Genomic DNA, 16,072 nt, shown 5'->3' on the forward strand with positions numbered 1-16,072 from the left:
AGCGATCGCAGAGGACGCGACGCGAGCCAGCCGCAGAGCGGCGCGCGTCGCCGGTTAGGGAGGATAAATCCATGACAACATACGATCCTGGACGCGGCCTGGTCCGCCGTCTGGGCGTTACGGCTGCGGCAGTATTCGCGCTCGCAGCGGCATCACAACAGCGCGCCGAGGCGCTTTCGCTAGCGACCCCCGGCACGGCGCCGTCAGCGAAATATGCAACGGACGGACTGACGACCGAGGTTCAACACCGCCCGACGATCGGTGGTGGCTTCCGCGGCGGCGGTGGTGGTGGCGGTTTCGCCGGCGGCGGCTTTCGCGGCGGTGGTGGCGGCGGTTTCGCCGGCGGCGGCTTCCGCGGCGGCGGACCGGCCTTTCATGGCGGCGGCTTCCGCGGTGGCGGCGCGGCCTTTCACGGCGGTGGGTTCAGAGGCGGTGGGTTGGCGATCCACCGTGGCGGCTTTCGTCCGGCACCCGGCTTCCACGGCGGCGGACCCCGCTTCGTACATCGTCACGCCTTTCATCGCCCACACTTCCGCCATCGGCCGCACTTCCACCACCGGCGCCACTTCCACAGCCGCTTCTACATCGCGCCGGCCTACTACCCGGCCTACTACCCGGCCTACTATTATCCGCGCCGCTGCCGCGTGATCTGGACCTATTATGGGCCGCGCAGGGTCTGCAGGCCGCCGTGGTGGTGGCGCCACCGCTACTACGCCTATTGGTGAGACAGGTTGAAATGAAACAGGCGCCCGAAAGGGCGCCTGTTTGAGACAATGCTACTTGGCTAGTCCCAATCCTTGCCGCGCCACGGCTTTAGCTTCCACGGTGTCAGCGTCTCCATCCGCCATTGCTGCCAGTGCTCCGGCGGCCAGTGACTGAGGCGCGAGGCTTCCTTAGTGGCGATAGGCTGGAGGTCGACGATGCGCGGCGTCGTGCGCCGCCGCACCTGCCGCGTCGCTTCGCTGATCATATCGACAAATTCAGGCTTGTCGGTCACGGCAAAAGTCCCTCGCGAAAGCGCTTCGCAAGGGGCCAGTGTGCGCTCTTGCCTGTTAACGGGCCGTTTCCGGAACGTCTCGCTATCTAGACAAAGGAAGCGTTAACGCCATTCTCTGACGTCAACGAAATGCCCCGCGATCGCCGCAGCCGCAGCCATCGCCGGCGATACCAGGTGGGTGCGGCCCTTGAAGCCCTGGCGGCCCTCGAAATTGCGGTTCGAGGTCGAGGCGCAGCGCTCTTCCGGCCTCAGCTTGTCTGGGTTCATCGCAAGGCACATCGAGCAGCCCGGCTCGCGCCACTCGAAACCGGCCTTGATGAAGATCTTGTCGAGGCCTTCGGCTTCCGCCTGCTCCTTCACGATGCCGGAGCCGGGCACGATCATCGCATTGACGCTGGCGCTGACGGTCTTGCCCTCGGCGATCTTTGCGGCTGCGCGCAGATCCTCGATGCGGCCGTTGGTGCAGGAGCCAATGAAGACGCGATCGAGCTTGATGTCGGTGATCTTCGTTCCCGCCGTCAGGCCCATATATTTCAGCGCACGGTGTTTCGAGAGCCGCTTGGCCTCGTCCTCGATCTTGTCGGGGTCAGGAACGAAGCCCGAGATCGAAACCACGTCCTCGGGCGAGGTACCCCAAGTCACGATCGGCGGCAGTTTTGCCGCGTCCAGCCGGATCTCGTGATCGAAATGCGCGCCCTCGTCGGAACGCAGCTTGTCCCAATAGCGCATCGCGGCGTCCCAATCGGCGCCCTTCGGCGATTTCGGACGGCCCTTGAGGAACTCGAACGCCTTTTCATCTGGCGCGACCAGGCCGGCGCGGGCGCCGCCTTCGATCGACATGTTGCAGACCGTCATGCGGCCTTCCATCGTCAGCGCGCGGATCGCATCGCCGGCATATTCCAGCACGTAGCCGGTGCCGCCCGCGGTGCCGATCTCGCCGATGATGGCGAGGATGACGTCCTTGCCGGTGACGCCGTCGGGCAACTTGCCGTCGACCACCGCGCGCATGTTCTTCGCCTTCTTCTGGATCAGCGTTTGCGTCGCCAGCACGTGTTCGACCTCCGAGGTGCCGATGCCGTGCGCTAGCGCGCCGAACGCGCCATGGGTGGAGGTGTGGCTGTCACCGCAGACGATGGTGGTGCCGGGCAGGGTAAAGCCCTGCTCGGGGCCGATCACGTGCACGATGCCCTGGCGCTTGTCGAACTCGTTGTAATATTCGATGCCGAATTCCTTCGCGTTCTCCGCCAGCGCCTTGATCTGCTCGGCGCTCTCAGGATCGGGATTGGGCTTGGTGCGATCGGTCGTCGGCACGTTGTGGTCGACGACGGCGAGCGTCTTCTCCGGCGCGCGAACCTTGCGCCCCGTCGCGCGCAGGCCTTCGAACGCCTGCGGCGAAGTCACTTCATGAACGAGATGGCGGTCGATATAGAGCAGACAAGTGCCGTCTTCGGCTTCGTGCACCAGATGGTCATTCCAGATCTTGTCGTACAGCGTGGTCGGTTTGGACATGAGCGTAAGCTCCAAAGGAAATTCTGTGTGAGCGGTTAAGCGCGAAAGGCGCAAGCAACAGACGTCGCAGCGTCAAGCTGCGCGCGTAAGCTCGGACGTGGCCGACGTCGTGAACCGCCCGAAGAAGCGGCCAGGCAGCCGCGAGCGGTCGTCGATGACGACGAGCTGAGCGGTGCCGAAGGCGGCGCTGGTGCGATCTAGAACCATTCTGATTTTCTAACACAGGGGCCGCGGCTGCCACAATCAATCGATTGGGCAGGGGGCATGATCTAGATAGGCATGGCGCAACAAAAAAGCGCGGAGCAAGACCCCGCGCTTTTGTCGCATCCCTTGCGGGAAAAGTTACTCGCCGACGGCGGCGGCGCGGTCCTGCTTCTCGACGATGCGGGCCGACTTGCCGCGCAGGCTGCGCAGGTAATACAGCTTGGCGCGGCGCACCTTGCCGCGGCGCACCACCTTGATCGAGTCGATCATCGGCGACATCACCGGGAACACGCGCTCCACGCCTTCGCCGTAGGAAATCTTGCGGACGGTGAAGCTCTCGTTGAGCCCGCCGCCGGAACGGCCGATGCAAACGCCTTCATAGGCCTGCACGCGGGTGCGCTCGCCTTCGACCACCTTGACGTTGACGATCACGGTATCGCCGGGGCCGAATTCGGGGATCGACTTGGTCGCCGACAGTTTTTCGAATTGCTCTTTTTCGAGCTGTTGAATGAGGTTCATTGAAATCTCCATCGGCGGCGCGCCCAGCCTTCCGGGGGCTGCGCAAACGTCCATCTATCCTGCGCGTGTGCGGATTTGGCGCTCGTATAAGGCATCGGGCCGCGCTTGTCACCCGTCTGTCGTGCTTTTTGTGCCTTTTTGGCCACCCCTCGCCGCCCATAGATCCGGCCGCCGCGTCCGGGTCAGGGCCTCGGCTTCGGCCCTACGCCAGGCCGCCACCTTGGCATGATCGCCGGAGATGAGGATTTCGGGGATGCCGCGGCCCTCGAACTCCTGCGGCCGAGTAAATTGGGGGTATTCCAGTAATCCTTCGGAGAAGCTTTCGTCTACCCCCGAGGTCTGCTTGCCCATCACCCCCGGCAACAGCCGTACGCAAGCGTCGATCAGGGCCATCGCGGCGATTTCGCCGCCTGACAGCACGTAGTCGCCGACCGAGACCTCTTCGAGGTTCCGTGCCTCGATGACCCGCTGATCGATCCCCTCGAACCGGCCGCAGACGATCAGGGGCCCGGGTCCTGCGGCAAATTCGACAACCATGGACTGGGTCAATGGCCGACCCCGCGGGCTCATCAGAAGGCGCGGCCGATCGGGAGAGATCTCCGCAGCATCGATCGCCGCCGCCAGCACGTCGGCCCGCAGCACCATGCCGGGGCCGCCGCCGGCCGGGGTATCGTCGACGCTGCGATGCTTGTCGGTCGCAGAATCCCTGATGTCGCGCGCCTCTAGCGCCCACAGCCCGGACGCCAGCGCCTTGCCCGCCAGGCTGACGCCAAGCGGCCCGGGAAACATCTCGGGGAAGAGGGTGAGGACGGTGGCGCGCCAGGCGGTGGTCATGCATCCTGCATCGCGCGTCAGGCATCAGAAATCAAATCGGCAATATAGTTGACTAGGAAACTAATTCTGATAGTTTTCTAGTCAACCAATGGGGCTGGTATGAGAAAAGCACGTCACGTCAGCAACCTCGAAGACCATCTCGGCTACTGGATCCGCTACGTCTCCAACCAGGTCTCCCACGCCTTCAGCCTCAAGGTCGAGGCGCGTGGCGTGACGGTCGCCGAATGGGTGATATTGCGCGAACTTTACGGGCGGGATTCCGTCGCGCCAAGCGCACTTGCAGACCGGCTCGGCATGACGCGGGGCGCGATCTCAAAGCTTGCCGACCGGCTGCAAGCCAAGACGTTGGTAACGCGCACGGCCGGCAAGGCCGATCGCCGCTATCAAGAACTCGTGCTCACGGCGGCCGGCCGTGCGCTGGTTCCGGAGTTGTCTGACCTTGCCGACCAGAACGATGCCGAATTTTTCGGAAACCTGAAATCAGCAGATCGCGCGACCCTTGAACGCATCATGCAGGAAATCGTGCGCCGGCGCGGCCTGCGCACGGTGCCGATCGATTAGTTCATCCGCAATCCAACAGGAGAAGCCATGCAAGAGAAGGTCATCCGAACTATGCAGGAATGCACCGACGGGTCGGATCATGAACGCATCAGTTTCCCCGAAGTGGTGATGAAACTGACGCAGGCAGGCGTCGAGCGCTATCATGCCGACCTGCTCCGCGCCGAGAAGATCTACTATCTGCCGTCGGGTGAATCGCATCGTGTTCAGGCCGCACAAATAGAAGCAGTACCGGCGATGGTGTTCACGGCAGATGGCGTCGCCGCCGCGGTGCGGGCGATTCAGACGCAGCAAATCAGGTACCGTGAATTCTGCGAGCGCATCGCGCAGGCTGGGTGCGTCGGCTATATGGTGTCGCTCACGGGCCGGCGCGCAGTGTATTACGGCCGAAGCGGCGACAGTTACGTCGAGCCGTTTCCTGCGGCGGCCTGATCGTCGCCCTCGATTTCCTGCGGCAGGTCGATCACCACGCGGCCACTGGTCAGATCGACCGTCGGCACGACTGCATTGGTGAACGGCAGCAGCATAGTGGCGCCTTGCGGAGGCGCGATCTCGATAATGTCGCCGGCCCCGAAATTGTGAATCGCAATCACACGGCCGAGCGGCTCGCCCGCAGCGTTGACGGCGGCAAGTCCGATCAGGTCGGCGTGGTAATACTCGCCCTCGTCAGTCTCAGGCAATTTGTCGCGGGTGACATAGAGCTCGAGGCCATTGAGGCGCTCGGCGTCCTCGCGGGTGGCGATGCCCTTCAGCGTCGCCACCAGATGGTCTTTGGCCTCGCGGACATGCGTCACCTCGAATTGGCGCGCGCCGTCTTTTGTCATCAGCGGGCCGTAGTGTTTTACGGCCAGCGGATCCTCGGTGAACGTCCACAGTTTCACCGCGCCGCGCACGCCATGCGCGGCGCCGATACGGGCGACGCAAATCGGTGTTTTCACCGTCGCGCGCCGCTAAGCCTTACGCCTTCGCGGCGGCTTCGGCGCGAGCCTTGCGCTCCTTGCGCGGCACGGCCTTTTCCGGGTTGTTGCGGGCGGGGCGCTTGACGACACCGGCCGCATCCAGGAAGCGCGTCACGCGATCCGACGGCTGCGCGCCCTTGGCGAGCCAGGACTTCACCTTGTCCATGTCGAGCTTCAGCCGCGATTCATTGTCCTTCGGCAGCAGCGGATTGAAATGGCCGAGACGCTCGATGAAGCGGCCGTCGCGGGGAAAGCGCGAGTCGGCGACGACGACGTGATAAACCGGACGCTTCTTGGTGCCTGCGCGAGCGAGGCGGATAACGACTGACATTTAGTTCTCCTGAGTGTGGGTTAATTGAAAGTCTGTTGGTTGTTCGATTCGTCATTGCGAGGAGCGATGGATTGCTTCGCGGAGCCTGTCATCGGGCCGGCCAGAGGCCGGACCCGTTGGCTCGCAATGACGGCGTCCTCATTTCTTCTTCCCCGGAAAGCCGCCGAGGCCCGGCAAAGTCGGCTTGCCGCTCAGCCCGGTAAGTCCCGGCAGATTCGGCAATCCCTGGCGCAGGCCGGTGGGAAGGTCCTTCGGTAAATTTGGCAGGCCGCCCGGGCCAGTGCCGCCCTGCATCTTGTCCGCCAGCGCCTTCATCTCTTCCGGCGAGGGCGGCTTCATGCCGCCGCCAAAACCCATCGCCTGCGCGATGCCGGCGAGCGGGCCGCGCTTGCCCGAACCCATCGCCTTCATCATGTCGGCCATGTTCCGGTGCATCTTCAGGAGCTTGTTGACCTGCTCGACATTCTGGCCGGCGCCGGCGGCGATGCGCTTCTTGCGGCTGGCTTTCAAAATGTCCGGGTTCTTGCGCTCAGCCCGCGTCATCGAATCGATGATCGCGACCTGGCGCTTCAAAATCTTCTCGTCGATGCCGGCTGCCGCAATCTGGTTCTTCATCTTGGCAATGCCCGGCATCATGCCCATCAAGCCGCTGATGCCGCCCATATTCGCCATCTGCAGCAACTGCTCGCGCATGTCGTTGAGGTCGAACTGACCCTTGCGCATCCGCTCGGCGGTGCGCGCGGCCTTTTCGGCGTCGATATTCGCCGCCGCGCGTTCGACCAGCGACACCACGTCGCCCATGCCGAGGATGCGGCCGGCGATGCGGCTGGGGTGAAAATCTTCCAGCGCATCGGTCTTTTCGCCGGTGCCGATCAGCTTGATCGGCTTTCCCGTGACCGCGCGCATCGACAGCGCGGCGCCGCCGCGGCCGTCGCCGTCAACGCGCGTCAGCACGATGCCGGTGAGGCCGACGCGCTGATCGAAGGCGCGCGCAAGGTTGACCGCGTCCTGGCCGGTCAGGGAGTCCGCGACCAGCAGCACTTCATGCGGATTGGCCGTGGCTTTGATCTCGGCCGCCTCGCTCATCATCTCTTCGTCGAGCGTGGTGCGGCCGGCGGTGTCGAGCAGCACCACGTCGTAGCCGCCGAGCTTGCCGGCTTCGAGTGCGCGTTTTGCAATTTGCGCCGGCTTCTGCCCCGTCACGATCGGCAGCGTCGGAATGTCGAGGTCGCGCCCCAGCACGGCCAGTTGCTCCATCGCCGCCGGGCGGTAGATGTCGAGCGAGGCCATCAGCACCTTGCGCTTGTCGCGCTGGGTCATGCGGCGGGCGAGTTTTGCGGTGGTGGTGGTCTTGCCGGAGCCCTGCAGGCCGACCATCATGATCGCGACCGGCGGCACCGCGTTGAGATCGATGGTCTGGCCATCAGCGCCAAGGGTGGCGACCAGTTCGTCATGGACGATCTTGACCACCATCTGGCCGGGCGTGACCGATTTGACGACGGTGGCGCCGACCGCCTGCTCGCGGACGCGCTCGATGAAGCTTCGGACCACCTCAAGCGCGACGTCGGCTTCCAGCAGCGCGCGACGCACCTCGCGCATCGCGGCGTCGACGTCGGCCTCCGACAGCGAACCGCGGCCCGTCAGCCGATCGAGTATCCCACCGAGCTTTTCCGACAGATTGTCGAACAATGCCGTTGTCCTTTGTCCTGCACGCGGCAGGCGCTGTCTAACCCACCGCCGTCATACTCCGCGAAAGCGGGGTATCCAGCACGCCGCAGCCTCTCGGTTTAAACGAGCTGCTCTGGGATACTGGATCAGCCGCCTGCGCGGGTGATGACGACGTATGCGCTCTGGCGCAAAACGCCAAAACGATATTCCAAACACTTTCGCGCCCGAGGGCGCATCGCGCTGTCGGGCGTTGGCCTCCGGTCTCATGGACCGGGCGGCGGGTCGAAAAGAACGTCTTTCCGAGAAAGTGGGCGGGTTAAACCCTTGGATGGGGTGAAAGTCAAGGAGAAACTAGGGCATACTGCCCTGCGATTGAGGCGTAAGGCTTTGACATGGTTGTATTTTCTAAGATGAAGGGGCGGCGATCAGGCTTCCTTTCGTCGCATGTTCCAAGTTGAACCCGCACACGCCATATAACGCCCCATGTCTCTTGCGCTCTCCTGCCTGTCGTGATGTCCATTACCCGCCGCCGCGTCTTTGCAGTGCTCGCCGGGGCCACCACGGCCATCGGTGTGCCGTCTGTCTGGATCAGCAACATGAAGACCTATGAAGGCCCCGTCTCCGACCACTTCGACGGTACGCGCTTCTTTGATCCCGACGGCGTACCCCCAAGATCATTGGCGGAGGTGCTACGCTGGCAGTTCGGCACCGACCGCAAGCGCGCGAGCTGGCCGGATTGGGTGCCGAATGCGCAGAGCGATACGCCGCCGGCGCGGGTGTCCGGCGACAAGGTGCGGCTGTCCTTTGTCGGCCATGTCTCCTGGCTGATCCAGACGCGGGATCTCAATATTCTCGTCGATCCCGTGTGGTCGCCGCGGGCCTCGCCGGTTTCATGGGCCGGGCCGCACCGGCACAATGATCCCGGCATTGCATTCGACGCGCTGCCCAAGATCGACGTCGCGCTGGTGTCGCATGGCCACTACGACCATCTCGATGTTGCGACGCTGTCGAAACTTACCGGAAAGTTTTCGCCGCGCGTGATCACGCCGCTTGGCAACGACATCACCATGCGCGATGCGGATGCGGCGATCAAAGCCGAGGCGTTCGACTGGCAGGATCGGGTCGACCTCGGCAATGGCATAGCGGTGACGCTAGTGCCGACGCGGCACTGGTCGGCGCGCGGCCTGTTCGATCGCAACAAGGCGCTGTGGGCGAGTTTTGTGCTGGAGACGCCGGCCGGCAAACTCTACATCGTCTGCGATTCCGGTTACGGCGAAGGGACGCATTTCCGCCGCGTAGCCGAGCAGCATGGCCCGCTGCGGCTGGCGATATTACCGATCGGCGCCTATGAACCGCGCTGGTTCATGAAGGATCAGCACATGAATCCGGCTGATGCGGTGAAGGCGCTGGTCGATTGCGGCGCGCAAGAAGCGCTGGCGCATCATCACGGCACGTTCCAGCTCACCGATGAGGCGATCGACGCGCCGGTCAATGCATTGGCCGACGCGCTGAAGGAGGCGAAGATTCCGCCGGAGCGGTTCTGCGCGCTGAAGCCGGGGCAGGTGGTGGAGATTTAGGCGTCATTGCGAGCCAACGGGTCGCGCGAATGCGCGCCCGATGACAGCTCCGCGAAGCAATCCATGGTGCCACAAGGAAGTATGGATTGCTTCGTCGCTTCGCTCGTCGCAATGACGGCAGCACTACTCCTTCGGCTTGATCGCCCAGGACACGAGTACCGTCACCGAGAGCGTCTCCTCGCCTTGCGCCACCGGTGCGCCGGCGGCCATGGGGGCTGCCATCTTCCCGCGATGTAGCGGCACGGGTGCACCTTCCTCGGTAATGCTGAGGGGTTCGCCGAGCGTGACGCCGGCAGTCTTGGCGTAAATCTCGGCCTTGCGGCGGGCGTCCGCGACCGCTTTCTCGCGGGCCTCGTCGAGATATTTGGATGCCTGCGTCACGCTGAAGTGGATGCCGCCGACGTCATTGGCGCCGGCGCCGACCAGCGCGTCGATCACGTTCGCAACTTTGGTCACGTCGCGGATCTTGACCGTGACGCGGTTGCTGGCGCGATAGCCGACGATGGGCGAGGGGCCGGCGCGATTTGGCGCAAATTGCGGCTGCAGCGACAGCCGCGAAGTCTGGTAGTCCTTCTCTTCGATGCCGGCGCCCTTCAGCGCCAGCAGCACCTTGCCCATCGCCGCGTTGTTGGCGTCCGACGCCTCGCGCGCGGTCTTGGCGTCCGACGTCACGCCGCCGTCGATCTGGGCCTGGTCGGGCGCCACCGATACGTTCGCCTCGCCGGTCACGGAGATCGCGGGCGGCGGCACTGTCTGCGCCAGCGCCGGCGTGGCGAGCCACGTCGCTGCAACGACGGCAAGGGCAAGCGGGTGTTTCATCCCGATCACCTCAGCGGCACATAGACGTTGATCACCAGCTTGTCTTCCGCCGTCTTCAGGGGATCGGTGATGTATTCCTCGATGAAGGTGTCTTTGGCTTCCAGTTTCTTGTCGTCTAGGTGGTTGGTGATCGCCTCATAGGTGTTGTCCATGTTGTCGTAGGAGCCGCGATGGACGAACTTCAGCGCCTTGCCCTCGGGCGACTTGCCCATGCTGATGTCCTTGGTCAGGTTCTTGACGTCCTGGTCGACCGGAATCTGCGCCAGATACGTAAAACCGGTATCGTCGGTCGAGGTGTAGACGATCATCGAATTGCCTGTGGCCTTGATGCCCTGCTTGTCGAGCAACGCGGTCAGCGCCTTGAACGAATCGATCAGGGTGTCGAACGCCGCATCCCAGTTGGCCGTGCCCTTCATCACCAAGACTTTCTTGGGCTCCAGCGTGAACTCCTCGCCGAAGGGGTCGGCGTTCTGGACGCTGGCGGCGGGCGGCGGGGGTACGGGCGTCGGGGCTTTCTCTGCGGTCGGGACATCCGCCGGGGACTTGGTTTCGGCCGGCGGCGGGACCGGCACGGCCGATGGTGCGGGGGTGGGCGTCGCCGCCGGGCTTGTGGCCGGTGGGGCTGAGGGCGCCGGCGATTGCGCCAGTGCGGCCCCGCCAAGCGCAACCATGGCGAGCGCGGCGACGGCCGCACGGAAAGTGCTGATACGGTTCATTTCAGGTATTCTCCATCCACCCCACCTGGCGGCGGCATGTCCCGGGTCCGCGCCCGCCAGGATGGGCGCTATTCCTAACACGCAAGGTCCGTTTTCGTCCCATGACAGATGCGTCATAGGCCCCCGTACTAGGCAATTGGCCATTATTCGCCATATAAGGCAGGCATAAATTGGGAAATTCCATGAGCGCGCTGGCCAACCACGCATTTGCCAAAATGAACGGCATCGGCAACGAAATCGTCGTGGTCGACCTGCGCGATTCCAACGCCGGCTCGAAGGCCGCCGTGACGCCGGAGGACGCCCGCGCCGTGGCTTCGCCCGCGGGCGTGCCCTATGACCAGTTAATGGTATTGCAGCCGCCGCGGCTACCGGGCACCGAGGCCTTCATCCGCATCTACAACAATGACGGCTCGGAAGCCGGCGCCTGCGGCAACGGCATGCGTTGCGTGGTGCGCCGCCTGTTCGAGAAGACCGGCCAGACCGCCGTGACCTTCGAGACCCGTGCCGGGCTTTTGAATTGCTGGCGGGGCCCGGCGCCCGACCTCTACACCGTCGACATGGGGGCGCCGAAGTTCGGCTGGCAGGACATTCCGCTGGCCGAGGAATTTCGCGACACCCGCTACATCGAACTGCAGGTCGGACCGATCGATGCGCCGGTGCTGCATTCGCCGTCGGTGGTCTCGATGGGCAATCCGCATGCGATCTTCTGGGTCGACGACGTCAACGCCTATGATCTCGAGCGCTTCGGGCCGCTGTTGGAAAATCACCCGATCTTTCCCGAGCGCGCCAACATCACGCTCGCCCATATCGTCGATCGCGACCACATCACGATCCGCACCTGGGAGCGCGGCGTCGGCTTGACCAAGGCCTGCGGCTCGGCCGCTTGTGCGACCGCGGTCGCCGCCGCCCGGCTGAAGCGCGCCAACCGCTCGGTCGAGATCACGCTGCCCGGCGGCAAGCTTGCGATCGAATGGCGCGAGCGTGACGGCCACGTGCTGATGACGGGAACGGCCGATTTCGAATATGAAGGCCGCTTCGATCCCGCGCTGTTCGCCAACGTCGCCTGAGCGCCATGAGCGTCGACGTCCTCACGTTCGGCTGCCGCCTCAACGCCTTCGAATCCGAGGTGATCGCCCGCGAAGCGGAGCGCGCCGGACTTTCCGATACCGTCGTCATCAATAGCTGCGCGGTCACCAATGAGGCCGTGGCCCAGGCGCGGCAATCGATCCGTCGGTTGAAGCGCGAACGGCCGGATGTGCGCATCGTCGTCACCGGCTGCGCGGCGCAGACGCAGGCAGAAATGTTTGCCGAAATGGCCGAGGTCGATCGCGTCGTCGGCAATGACGACAAGATGCGGGGCGAAGCCTGGCGCGATGCGCGCGCGGCGTTCGACTTGGGCTTTGGCGTCGGGACAAGCGAAAAGATCGCGGTCGCCGACATCATGGCGGTCAAGGAGATGGCGCCGCATCTGCTTGACGGGTTCAAGGCCGGCCTGCCGCGCGTGTTCGTGCAGGTGCAGAACGGCTGCGACCATCGCTGCACCTTCTGCATCATCCCCTATGGCCGCGGCAATTCGCGCTCGGTGCCAATGGGGGCGGTGGTGGATCAGGTGCGGGCGCTCGCCGAGCGCGGCCATGCCGAGATCGTGCTGACCGGTGTCGATCTGACGAGCTACGGCGCCGATCTGCCGGGCCGCGCGACGCTCGGGCAACTGACAAAACAGATCTTGCGCCACGTGCCGGAGTTGAAGCGTTTGCGGATTTCGTCGATCGATTCCATCGAGGCCGACCGCGACCTGCTCGACGTCATTGCCGAGGATGAGCGGCTGATGCCGCATCTGCACCTGTCGCTGCAATCCGGCGACGACCTCATTTTGAAGCGGATGAAGCGGCGGCATTCGCGACATGATGCGATCGAATTTTGCGCGCAGGTGCGGCGATTGCGCCCGGACATCACGCTCGGTGCCGATATCATCGCGGGTTTTCCGACCGAGACGGAAGAAATGTTTGCGCGCTCGCAGGACCTGGTGGAGGAATGCGATCTCACCTTCCTCCACGTGTTTCCTTACTCCAAGCGCCCGGGTACGCCGGCCGCACGGATGCCGCAGGTGGCGGGTGAGGTTATCAAGGCGCGGGCGAAGCGGTTGCGCGCGGTGGGCGAGGCCGCACTGCAGCGGCGGCTGTCGGCAGAGGTCGGCGCCACGCGTCAGGTCTTGATCGAAAGCGACAAACAGGGACGCACCGAGCATTTTCTGCCGGTTGCGATATCGGGCGAAAAGCCGGGTGCCGTGATGCCGCTCGTGATCAAGTGCCACGATGGTGCGCGGCTATCGCTGTAAGCCGCCTCTTCCCCTCTCCCACAAGGGGAGAAGGGAAGTAGGCACCGTCCCGCTACTCACCGTTCCATCCACACTTTCGCAACCGCTCGCGCATATGCGCCGGCGCCGGCGCCATCACGCGCACCGGCTCCTTGTTCTTCGAAATCGGAACCACGATCTCACGGGAATGCAGATGCAGGATCGGTTCGCCGAAGCGCGGACCATTGCCGTAGATATTGTCGCCGACGATCGGCCAGCCCATCGCTGAGGTGTGCACGCGCAGTTGATGCGTTCGGCCAGTCACCGGTTCCAGCGCCAGCCAGGCGAGGCCGTCGCCGCGGCCGAGCACTTTCCAGGTGGTGGTGGCTTTCTGGCCCTCCGGATCCGGCTTCTGCCACCAGCCGCGCTCGGCGTTCAGCCGTCCGAGCGGCATGTCGATGGTGCCTTCATCTTCGGCAGGTCCGCCTTCGACCACGGCCCAATAGGTCTTTCCGACCTTGCCGTGCTTGAACAAGAGGCCGAGCGAAGCGGTGGCCTTGCGGTGGCGTCCCAACACGAGACAGCCTGAGGTGTCCTTGTCGAGCCGGTGGGCCAACACCGGCGGGCGCGGCAGGCCGAATCGCAAGGCATCGAAGGAAGCTTCCAGATTGGCCCCACCTTTGGGGCCGCGATGCACCGGCAGGCCGGCCGGCTTGTCGATGACCAGCATCAGCCCGTCGCGATGGAGCACGCGGGCCAGGATTTCGTCTGCCGTTAATCCCTGGACATCAATTGATGTCCTGGGAACATCAAAAGATGTCCGGGGCACATCAAGGGATGGCCCGGGAACAGCAAAGAATTTGTTGTGACTTCCGCTCATGGCGCGAAACCGCTAACACGTCCCCGACATGAGCGATACCACTCCTGGAACCCCCAAACTGAGCTGGTGGCGGCGGCTTTCGAGCGGCCTGAAGCGGACCTCGAGTTCGCTCGGTACGGCCGTCGCCGACCTCGTCACCAAGCGCAAGCTCGACCGCGCCATGCTCGACGATATCGAGGATGTGCTGCTGCGCGCCGATCTCGGCACTGCGGTCGCGGTGCGGATCGCGGATGCCGTCGGCGCCGGCCGCTATGACAAGGCGATTTCCGCCGACGAAGTGAAGACGGTCGTCGCGACCGAGGTCGAGAAGGTGCTGGCGCCGGTGGCGAAGCCGCTGGAGATCGACGCGGCGCAAGAGCCGTTCGTCATCCTCGTGGTCGGCGTCAACGGCTCCGGCAAGACCACGACCATCGGCAAGCTTGCCGCGAAACTGAGCGCCGAGGGCCGCAAGGTGATGCTGGCGGCGGGCGATACGTTCCGTGCCGCTGCAATCGAACAGCTCAAGGTGTGGGGCGAGCGCACCAAATCGCCGGTCGTTGCGGGCGCGCAGGGTTCTGATTCAGCAAGCCTCGCCTTCAACGCACTGAGCGCGGCGAAGGAGCAAAAGCTCGATGTGCTGCTGGTCGATACGGCGGGACGGCTGCAGAACAAGGCCGAACTGATGAACGAGCTGGAAAAGGTCGTTCGCGTCATCAAGAAGGTCGACGCGTCGGCGCCGCATGCGGTCTTGCTCGTGCTCGATGCGACGGTGGGACAAAATGCGCTGTCGCAGGTCGAGGCGTTTCATCGTACCGCTGGCGTCACCGGGCTTGTGATGACGAAACTCGACGGCACCGCGCGCGGCGGCATTCTGGTGGCGCTGGCGGAGAAATTCAAACTGCCGGTGCACTTCATCGGCGTCGGCGAAGGCATCGACGATCTCGCACCGTTCACCGCGCGCGACTTTGCCAACGCGATTGCAGGAATCGAGTAATGGACAAGAAAGTACCGCATCCGCTGTTCAAGCTTGCGACCGAACTCGGTCCCTTGCTCATCTTCTTCGTCGCCAATGCCAAGTCCAACCTGTTCGTCGCCACCGGCGTATTCATGGTGGCGGTGGTGGCTGCGATGATCGCGTCTTACATGGTGACACGGCATGTGCCCATGATGGCGATCGTCACTGCGGTCGTCGTCGTCGTGTTCGGCGCGCTGACGCTGATCCTGCATGACGAGACCTTCATCAAGATGAAGCCGACCATCGTCTACACGCTGTTCGCTGCCATTCTCGCTGGCGGCCTGCTGTTCAACCGTTCCTTCATCGCGATCATGTTCGACCAGATGTTCAATCTCACCCCGCACGGCTGGCGCATCCTGACCGCGCGCTGGGCGTTGTGGTTCTTCGCGATGGCGGTGCTGAACGAGATCATCTGGCGCACGCAAAGCACCGACTTCTGGGTTGCCTTCAAGGTCTTCGGCATGGTGCCGCTGACGATGCTGTTTGCCGTAACACAGATGCCGCTGATCAAGCGCTATCATCTGGAACCGGCTTCGCTGGAGGTCAGCGAGGCCGAGGCGGGTGACGTGAGCAAGGGATGATTGCGGCCGCTTGTGCGGCTTTACTCCCTCGCTCCGCATTTGCGGGGAGATTCCCGCCTCGCGCGAATTTCGACCTCTCCCCGTAAAGAACGGGGAGAGGTTAAGCAATCGGCCTCAGCTCTTCTGCTTGGCGATGATCTTGTCCTTGATCTTGTCGTAGGTCGCCTGCGGGACGATGCTCTTCTGCACCAGCTCGTCCTTGCCCTTGTACGGGCGGCCCTTGATGATCTTCTCCGAATAGGCCTTCCCGACGCCCGGCAGCGCATCGAGCTGCTCGGCGGTCGCCGAATTGATGTCGAGCAGCTCGGCCTTCGGCGCCGGCGCCATCTTCGACTCCGAGGCCTTTGGCGCGGGCGCCATCTTGCTGTCGGATTTGGGCTCGGGCTGCGCGGTCTGGGCCATCGACGGCGTTGCCGTCAGCATGCCCAGCGTGAGGGCGGTGGCGAGAAGAGAAGCGAGCGTGAAGTGACGCATATGGGTGTCCCTCCCAAGGACGGTTCAAGTAACGCATCAAAGCTAGCTGCGAATTCATGGCGGCGCCATGGCCGCGAAATGAACGATAGATAAAAGCGGAAGAATATTTGGAGCCGATTTCTCGTTCGTCATTCCGGAGCATCGCGCAGCGACGAG

At 63.8% G+C, this 16,072-nt stretch carries 20 protein-coding genes; 8 read left to right on the plus strand and 12 right to left on the minus strand.

The features are described 5' to 3' along the window. The first annotated feature begins 71 nt into the window (after positions 1-71). On the plus strand, positions 72-725 hold the full coding sequence (locus CQ13_RS44310; RefSeq protein ID WP_197427286.1) for a hypothetical protein: 654 nt from the start codon (positions 72-74) through the stop codon (positions 723-725). Positions 726-784: 59 nt separating this feature from the next. Here CQ13_RS44310 and CQ13_RS08590 read toward each other — a convergent pair whose 3' ends face one another. The 5 genes from CQ13_RS08590 to trmD all read right to left on the minus strand — a co-directional run bounded on the left by CQ13_RS08590 (position 785) and on the right by trmD (position 4,063). Continuing rightward, a complete protein-coding gene (locus CQ13_RS08590) occupies positions 785-997 on the minus strand; it encodes a hypothetical protein (protein WP_057842556.1) in 213 nt (70 codons plus the stop codon). A 102-nt stretch (positions 998-1,099) separates the two neighbouring features. Next, positions 1,100-2,506, minus strand: coding sequence for a 3-isopropylmalate dehydratase large subunit (gene leuC / locus CQ13_RS08595; RefSeq protein WP_057842557.1), 1,407 nt, complete (start codon positions 2,504-2,506; stop codon positions 1,100-1,102). 72 nt (positions 2,507-2,578) lie between these two features. Beyond that, the gene (locus tag CQ13_RS46400; RefSeq protein ID WP_256441681.1) at positions 2,579-2,713 is read right to left on the minus strand and encodes a hypothetical protein; all 135 of its coding nucleotides are present in this window, start codon (positions 2,711-2,713) and stop codon (positions 2,579-2,581) included. Positions 2,714-2,848: 135 nt separating this feature from the next. Continuing rightward, positions 2,849-3,229, minus strand: a complete 381-nt coding sequence (gene rplS, locus CQ13_RS08600; protein ID WP_028348467.1) for a 50S ribosomal protein L19 — start codon at positions 3,227-3,229, stop codon at positions 2,849-2,851. Between the two features lie 108 nt (positions 3,230-3,337). Further along, positions 3,338-4,063, minus strand: coding sequence for a tRNA (guanosine(37)-N1)-methyltransferase TrmD (gene trmD, locus CQ13_RS08605; RefSeq protein ID WP_057842558.1), 726 nt, complete (start codon positions 4,061-4,063; stop codon positions 3,338-3,340). 99 nt (positions 4,064-4,162) lie between these two features. Here trmD and CQ13_RS08610 point away from each other — a divergent pair, with 99 nt between their 5' ends. Continuing rightward, positions 4,163-4,624, plus strand: coding sequence for a MarR family winged helix-turn-helix transcriptional regulator (locus CQ13_RS08610; RefSeq protein ID WP_057842559.1), 462 nt, complete (start codon positions 4,163-4,165; stop codon positions 4,622-4,624). 27 nt (positions 4,625-4,651) lie between these two features. Then, positions 4,652-5,053, plus strand: a complete 402-nt coding sequence (locus tag CQ13_RS08615) for a DUF1398 family protein (protein ID WP_057842560.1) — start codon at positions 4,652-4,654, stop codon at positions 5,051-5,053. Here CQ13_RS08615 and rimM read toward each other — a convergent pair. The 3 genes from rimM to ffh form a co-directional block, all read right to left on the minus strand. Next, positions 5,023-5,559 (minus strand): ribosome maturation factor RimM, encoded by a 537-nt coding sequence (gene rimM, locus CQ13_RS08620; RefSeq protein ID WP_057842561.1) that lies wholly within the window; start codon positions 5,557-5,559, stop codon positions 5,023-5,025. The genes CQ13_RS08615 and rimM overlap by 31 nt on opposite strands. A gap of 19 nt (positions 5,560-5,578) precedes the next feature. Then, positions 5,579-5,911, minus strand: coding sequence for a 30S ribosomal protein S16 (gene rpsP, locus CQ13_RS08625; RefSeq protein ID WP_057842562.1), 333 nt, complete (start codon positions 5,909-5,911; stop codon positions 5,579-5,581). Between the two features lie 138 nt (positions 5,912-6,049). Further along, the gene (gene ffh / locus CQ13_RS08630; protein ID WP_057842563.1) at positions 6,050-7,600 is read right to left on the minus strand and encodes a signal recognition particle protein; all 1,551 of its coding nucleotides are present in this window, start codon (positions 7,598-7,600) and stop codon (positions 6,050-6,052) included. Between the two features lie 491 nt (positions 7,601-8,091). Between ffh and CQ13_RS08635 the strand changes: the two genes are divergently transcribed. Further along, positions 8,092-9,156 carry an MBL fold metallo-hydrolase gene (locus CQ13_RS08635; RefSeq protein WP_057842564.1) on the plus strand — a complete coding sequence of 355 codons (1,065 nt, stop codon included), beginning with the start codon at positions 8,092-8,094 and terminating at the stop codon, positions 9,154-9,156. 123 nt (positions 9,157-9,279) lie between these two features. On the opposite strand, the gene CQ13_RS08640 is transcribed toward CQ13_RS08635, so the two are convergent. Further along, the gene (locus tag CQ13_RS08640; RefSeq protein ID WP_057842565.1) at positions 9,280-9,975 is read right to left on the minus strand and encodes an SIMPL domain-containing protein; all 696 of its coding nucleotides are present in this window, start codon (positions 9,973-9,975) and stop codon (positions 9,280-9,282) included. Positions 9,976-9,980: 5 nt separating this feature from the next. Beyond that, the gene (locus tag CQ13_RS08645; protein ID WP_057842566.1) at positions 9,981-10,691 is read right to left on the minus strand and encodes a GyrI-like domain-containing protein; all 711 of its coding nucleotides are present in this window, start codon (positions 10,689-10,691) and stop codon (positions 9,981-9,983) included. Between the two features lie 182 nt (positions 10,692-10,873). On the opposite strand from CQ13_RS08645, the gene dapF reads away from it, so the two are divergent. Then, the gene (gene dapF / locus CQ13_RS08650) at positions 10,874-11,758 is read left to right on the plus strand and encodes a diaminopimelate epimerase (RefSeq protein WP_057842567.1); all 885 of its coding nucleotides are present in this window, start codon (positions 10,874-10,876) and stop codon (positions 11,756-11,758) included. Between the two features lie 5 nt (positions 11,759-11,763). Then, the gene (gene mtaB / locus CQ13_RS08655; RefSeq protein ID WP_057842568.1) at positions 11,764-13,029 is read left to right on the plus strand and encodes a tRNA (N(6)-L-threonylcarbamoyladenosine(37)-C(2))-methylthiotransferase MtaB; all 1,266 of its coding nucleotides are present in this window, start codon (positions 11,764-11,766) and stop codon (positions 13,027-13,029) included. Positions 13,030-13,081: 52 nt separating this feature from the next. Here the strand turns inward: mtaB and CQ13_RS08660 are convergent, their stop codons facing one another. Continuing rightward, positions 13,082-13,717, minus strand: a complete 636-nt coding sequence (locus CQ13_RS08660; protein WP_245309105.1) for an RluA family pseudouridine synthase — start codon at positions 13,715-13,717, stop codon at positions 13,082-13,084. Positions 13,718-13,895: 178 nt separating this feature from the next. On the opposite strand from CQ13_RS08660, the gene ftsY reads away from it, so the two are divergent. Together ftsY and CQ13_RS08670 are read left to right on the plus strand one after the other, a co-directional pair. Further along, positions 13,896-14,840, plus strand: a complete 945-nt coding sequence (gene ftsY / locus CQ13_RS08665; RefSeq protein WP_057842569.1) for a signal recognition particle-docking protein FtsY — start codon at positions 13,896-13,898, stop codon at positions 14,838-14,840. Then, the gene (locus CQ13_RS08670; RefSeq protein WP_057842570.1) at positions 14,840-15,442 is read left to right on the plus strand and encodes a septation protein A; all 603 of its coding nucleotides are present in this window, start codon (positions 14,840-14,842) and stop codon (positions 15,440-15,442) included. Before ftsY ends, CQ13_RS08670 begins: the two co-directional genes overlap by 1 nt. 114 nt (positions 15,443-15,556) lie before the next feature. Here CQ13_RS08670 and CQ13_RS08675 read toward each other — a convergent pair whose 3' ends face one another. Then, on the minus strand, positions 15,557-15,916 hold the full coding sequence (locus CQ13_RS08675) for a ComEA family DNA-binding protein (protein ID WP_057842571.1): 360 nt from the start codon (positions 15,914-15,916) through the stop codon (positions 15,557-15,559). Positions 15,917-16,072: the final 156 nt, after the last annotated feature.

The sequence above is a fragment of the Bradyrhizobium retamae genome (assembly GCF_001440415.1).
Taxonomy (GTDB): Bacteria; Pseudomonadota; Alphaproteobacteria; order Rhizobiales; family Xanthobacteraceae; genus Bradyrhizobium; species Bradyrhizobium retamae.

Coding starts and splice junctions, on each gene's coding strand:
- CQ13_RS46400 (WP_256441681.1), bottom strand. CDS start 2,713: ATGGTTCTAGATCGCACCAGCGCCGCCTTCGGCACCGCTCAGCTCGTC.
- CQ13_RS08670 (WP_057842570.1), top strand. CDS start 14,840: ATGGACAAGAAAGTACCGCATCCGCTGTTCAAGCTTGCGACCGAACTC.
- mtaB (WP_057842568.1), top strand. CDS start 11,764: ATGAGCGTCGACGTCCTCACGTTCGGCTGCCGCCTCAACGCCTTCGAA.
- rpsP (WP_057842562.1), bottom strand. CDS start 5,911: ATGTCAGTCGTTATCCGCCTCGCTCGCGCAGGCACCAAGAAGCGTCCG.
- CQ13_RS08645 (WP_057842566.1), bottom strand. CDS start 10,691: ATGAACCGTATCAGCACTTTCCGTGCGGCCGTCGCCGCGCTCGCCATG.
- dapF (WP_057842567.1), top strand. CDS start 10,874: ATGAGCGCGCTGGCCAACCACGCATTTGCCAAAATGAACGGCATCGGC.
- trmD (WP_057842558.1), bottom strand. CDS start 4,063: ATGACCACCGCCTGGCGCGCCACCGTCCTCACCCTCTTCCCCGAGATG.
- CQ13_RS08635 (WP_057842564.1), top strand. CDS start 8,092: ATGTCCATTACCCGCCGCCGCGTCTTTGCAGTGCTCGCCGGGGCCACC.
- ftsY (WP_057842569.1), top strand. CDS start 13,896: ATGAGCGATACCACTCCTGGAACCCCCAAACTGAGCTGGTGGCGGCGG.
- CQ13_RS08610 (WP_057842559.1), top strand. CDS start 4,163: ATGAGAAAAGCACGTCACGTCAGCAACCTCGAAGACCATCTCGGCTAC.
- rplS (WP_028348467.1), bottom strand. CDS start 3,229: ATGAACCTCATTCAACAGCTCGAAAAAGAGCAATTCGAAAAACTGTCG.
- CQ13_RS08660 (WP_245309105.1), bottom strand. CDS start 13,717: ATGCTGGTCATCGACAAGCCGGCCGGCCTGCCGGTGCATCGCGGCCCC.
- CQ13_RS08640 (WP_057842565.1), bottom strand. CDS start 9,975: ATGAAACACCCGCTTGCCCTTGCCGTCGTTGCAGCGACGTGGCTCGCC.
- CQ13_RS08615 (WP_057842560.1), top strand. CDS start 4,652: ATGCAAGAGAAGGTCATCCGAACTATGCAGGAATGCACCGACGGGTCG.
- CQ13_RS44310 (WP_197427286.1), top strand. CDS start 72: ATGACAACATACGATCCTGGACGCGGCCTGGTCCGCCGTCTGGGCGTT.
- leuC (WP_057842557.1), bottom strand. CDS start 2,506: ATGTCCAAACCGACCACGCTGTACGACAAGATCTGGAATGACCATCTG.
- CQ13_RS08675 (WP_057842571.1), bottom strand. CDS start 15,916: ATGCGTCACTTCACGCTCGCTTCTCTTCTCGCCACCGCCCTCACGCTG.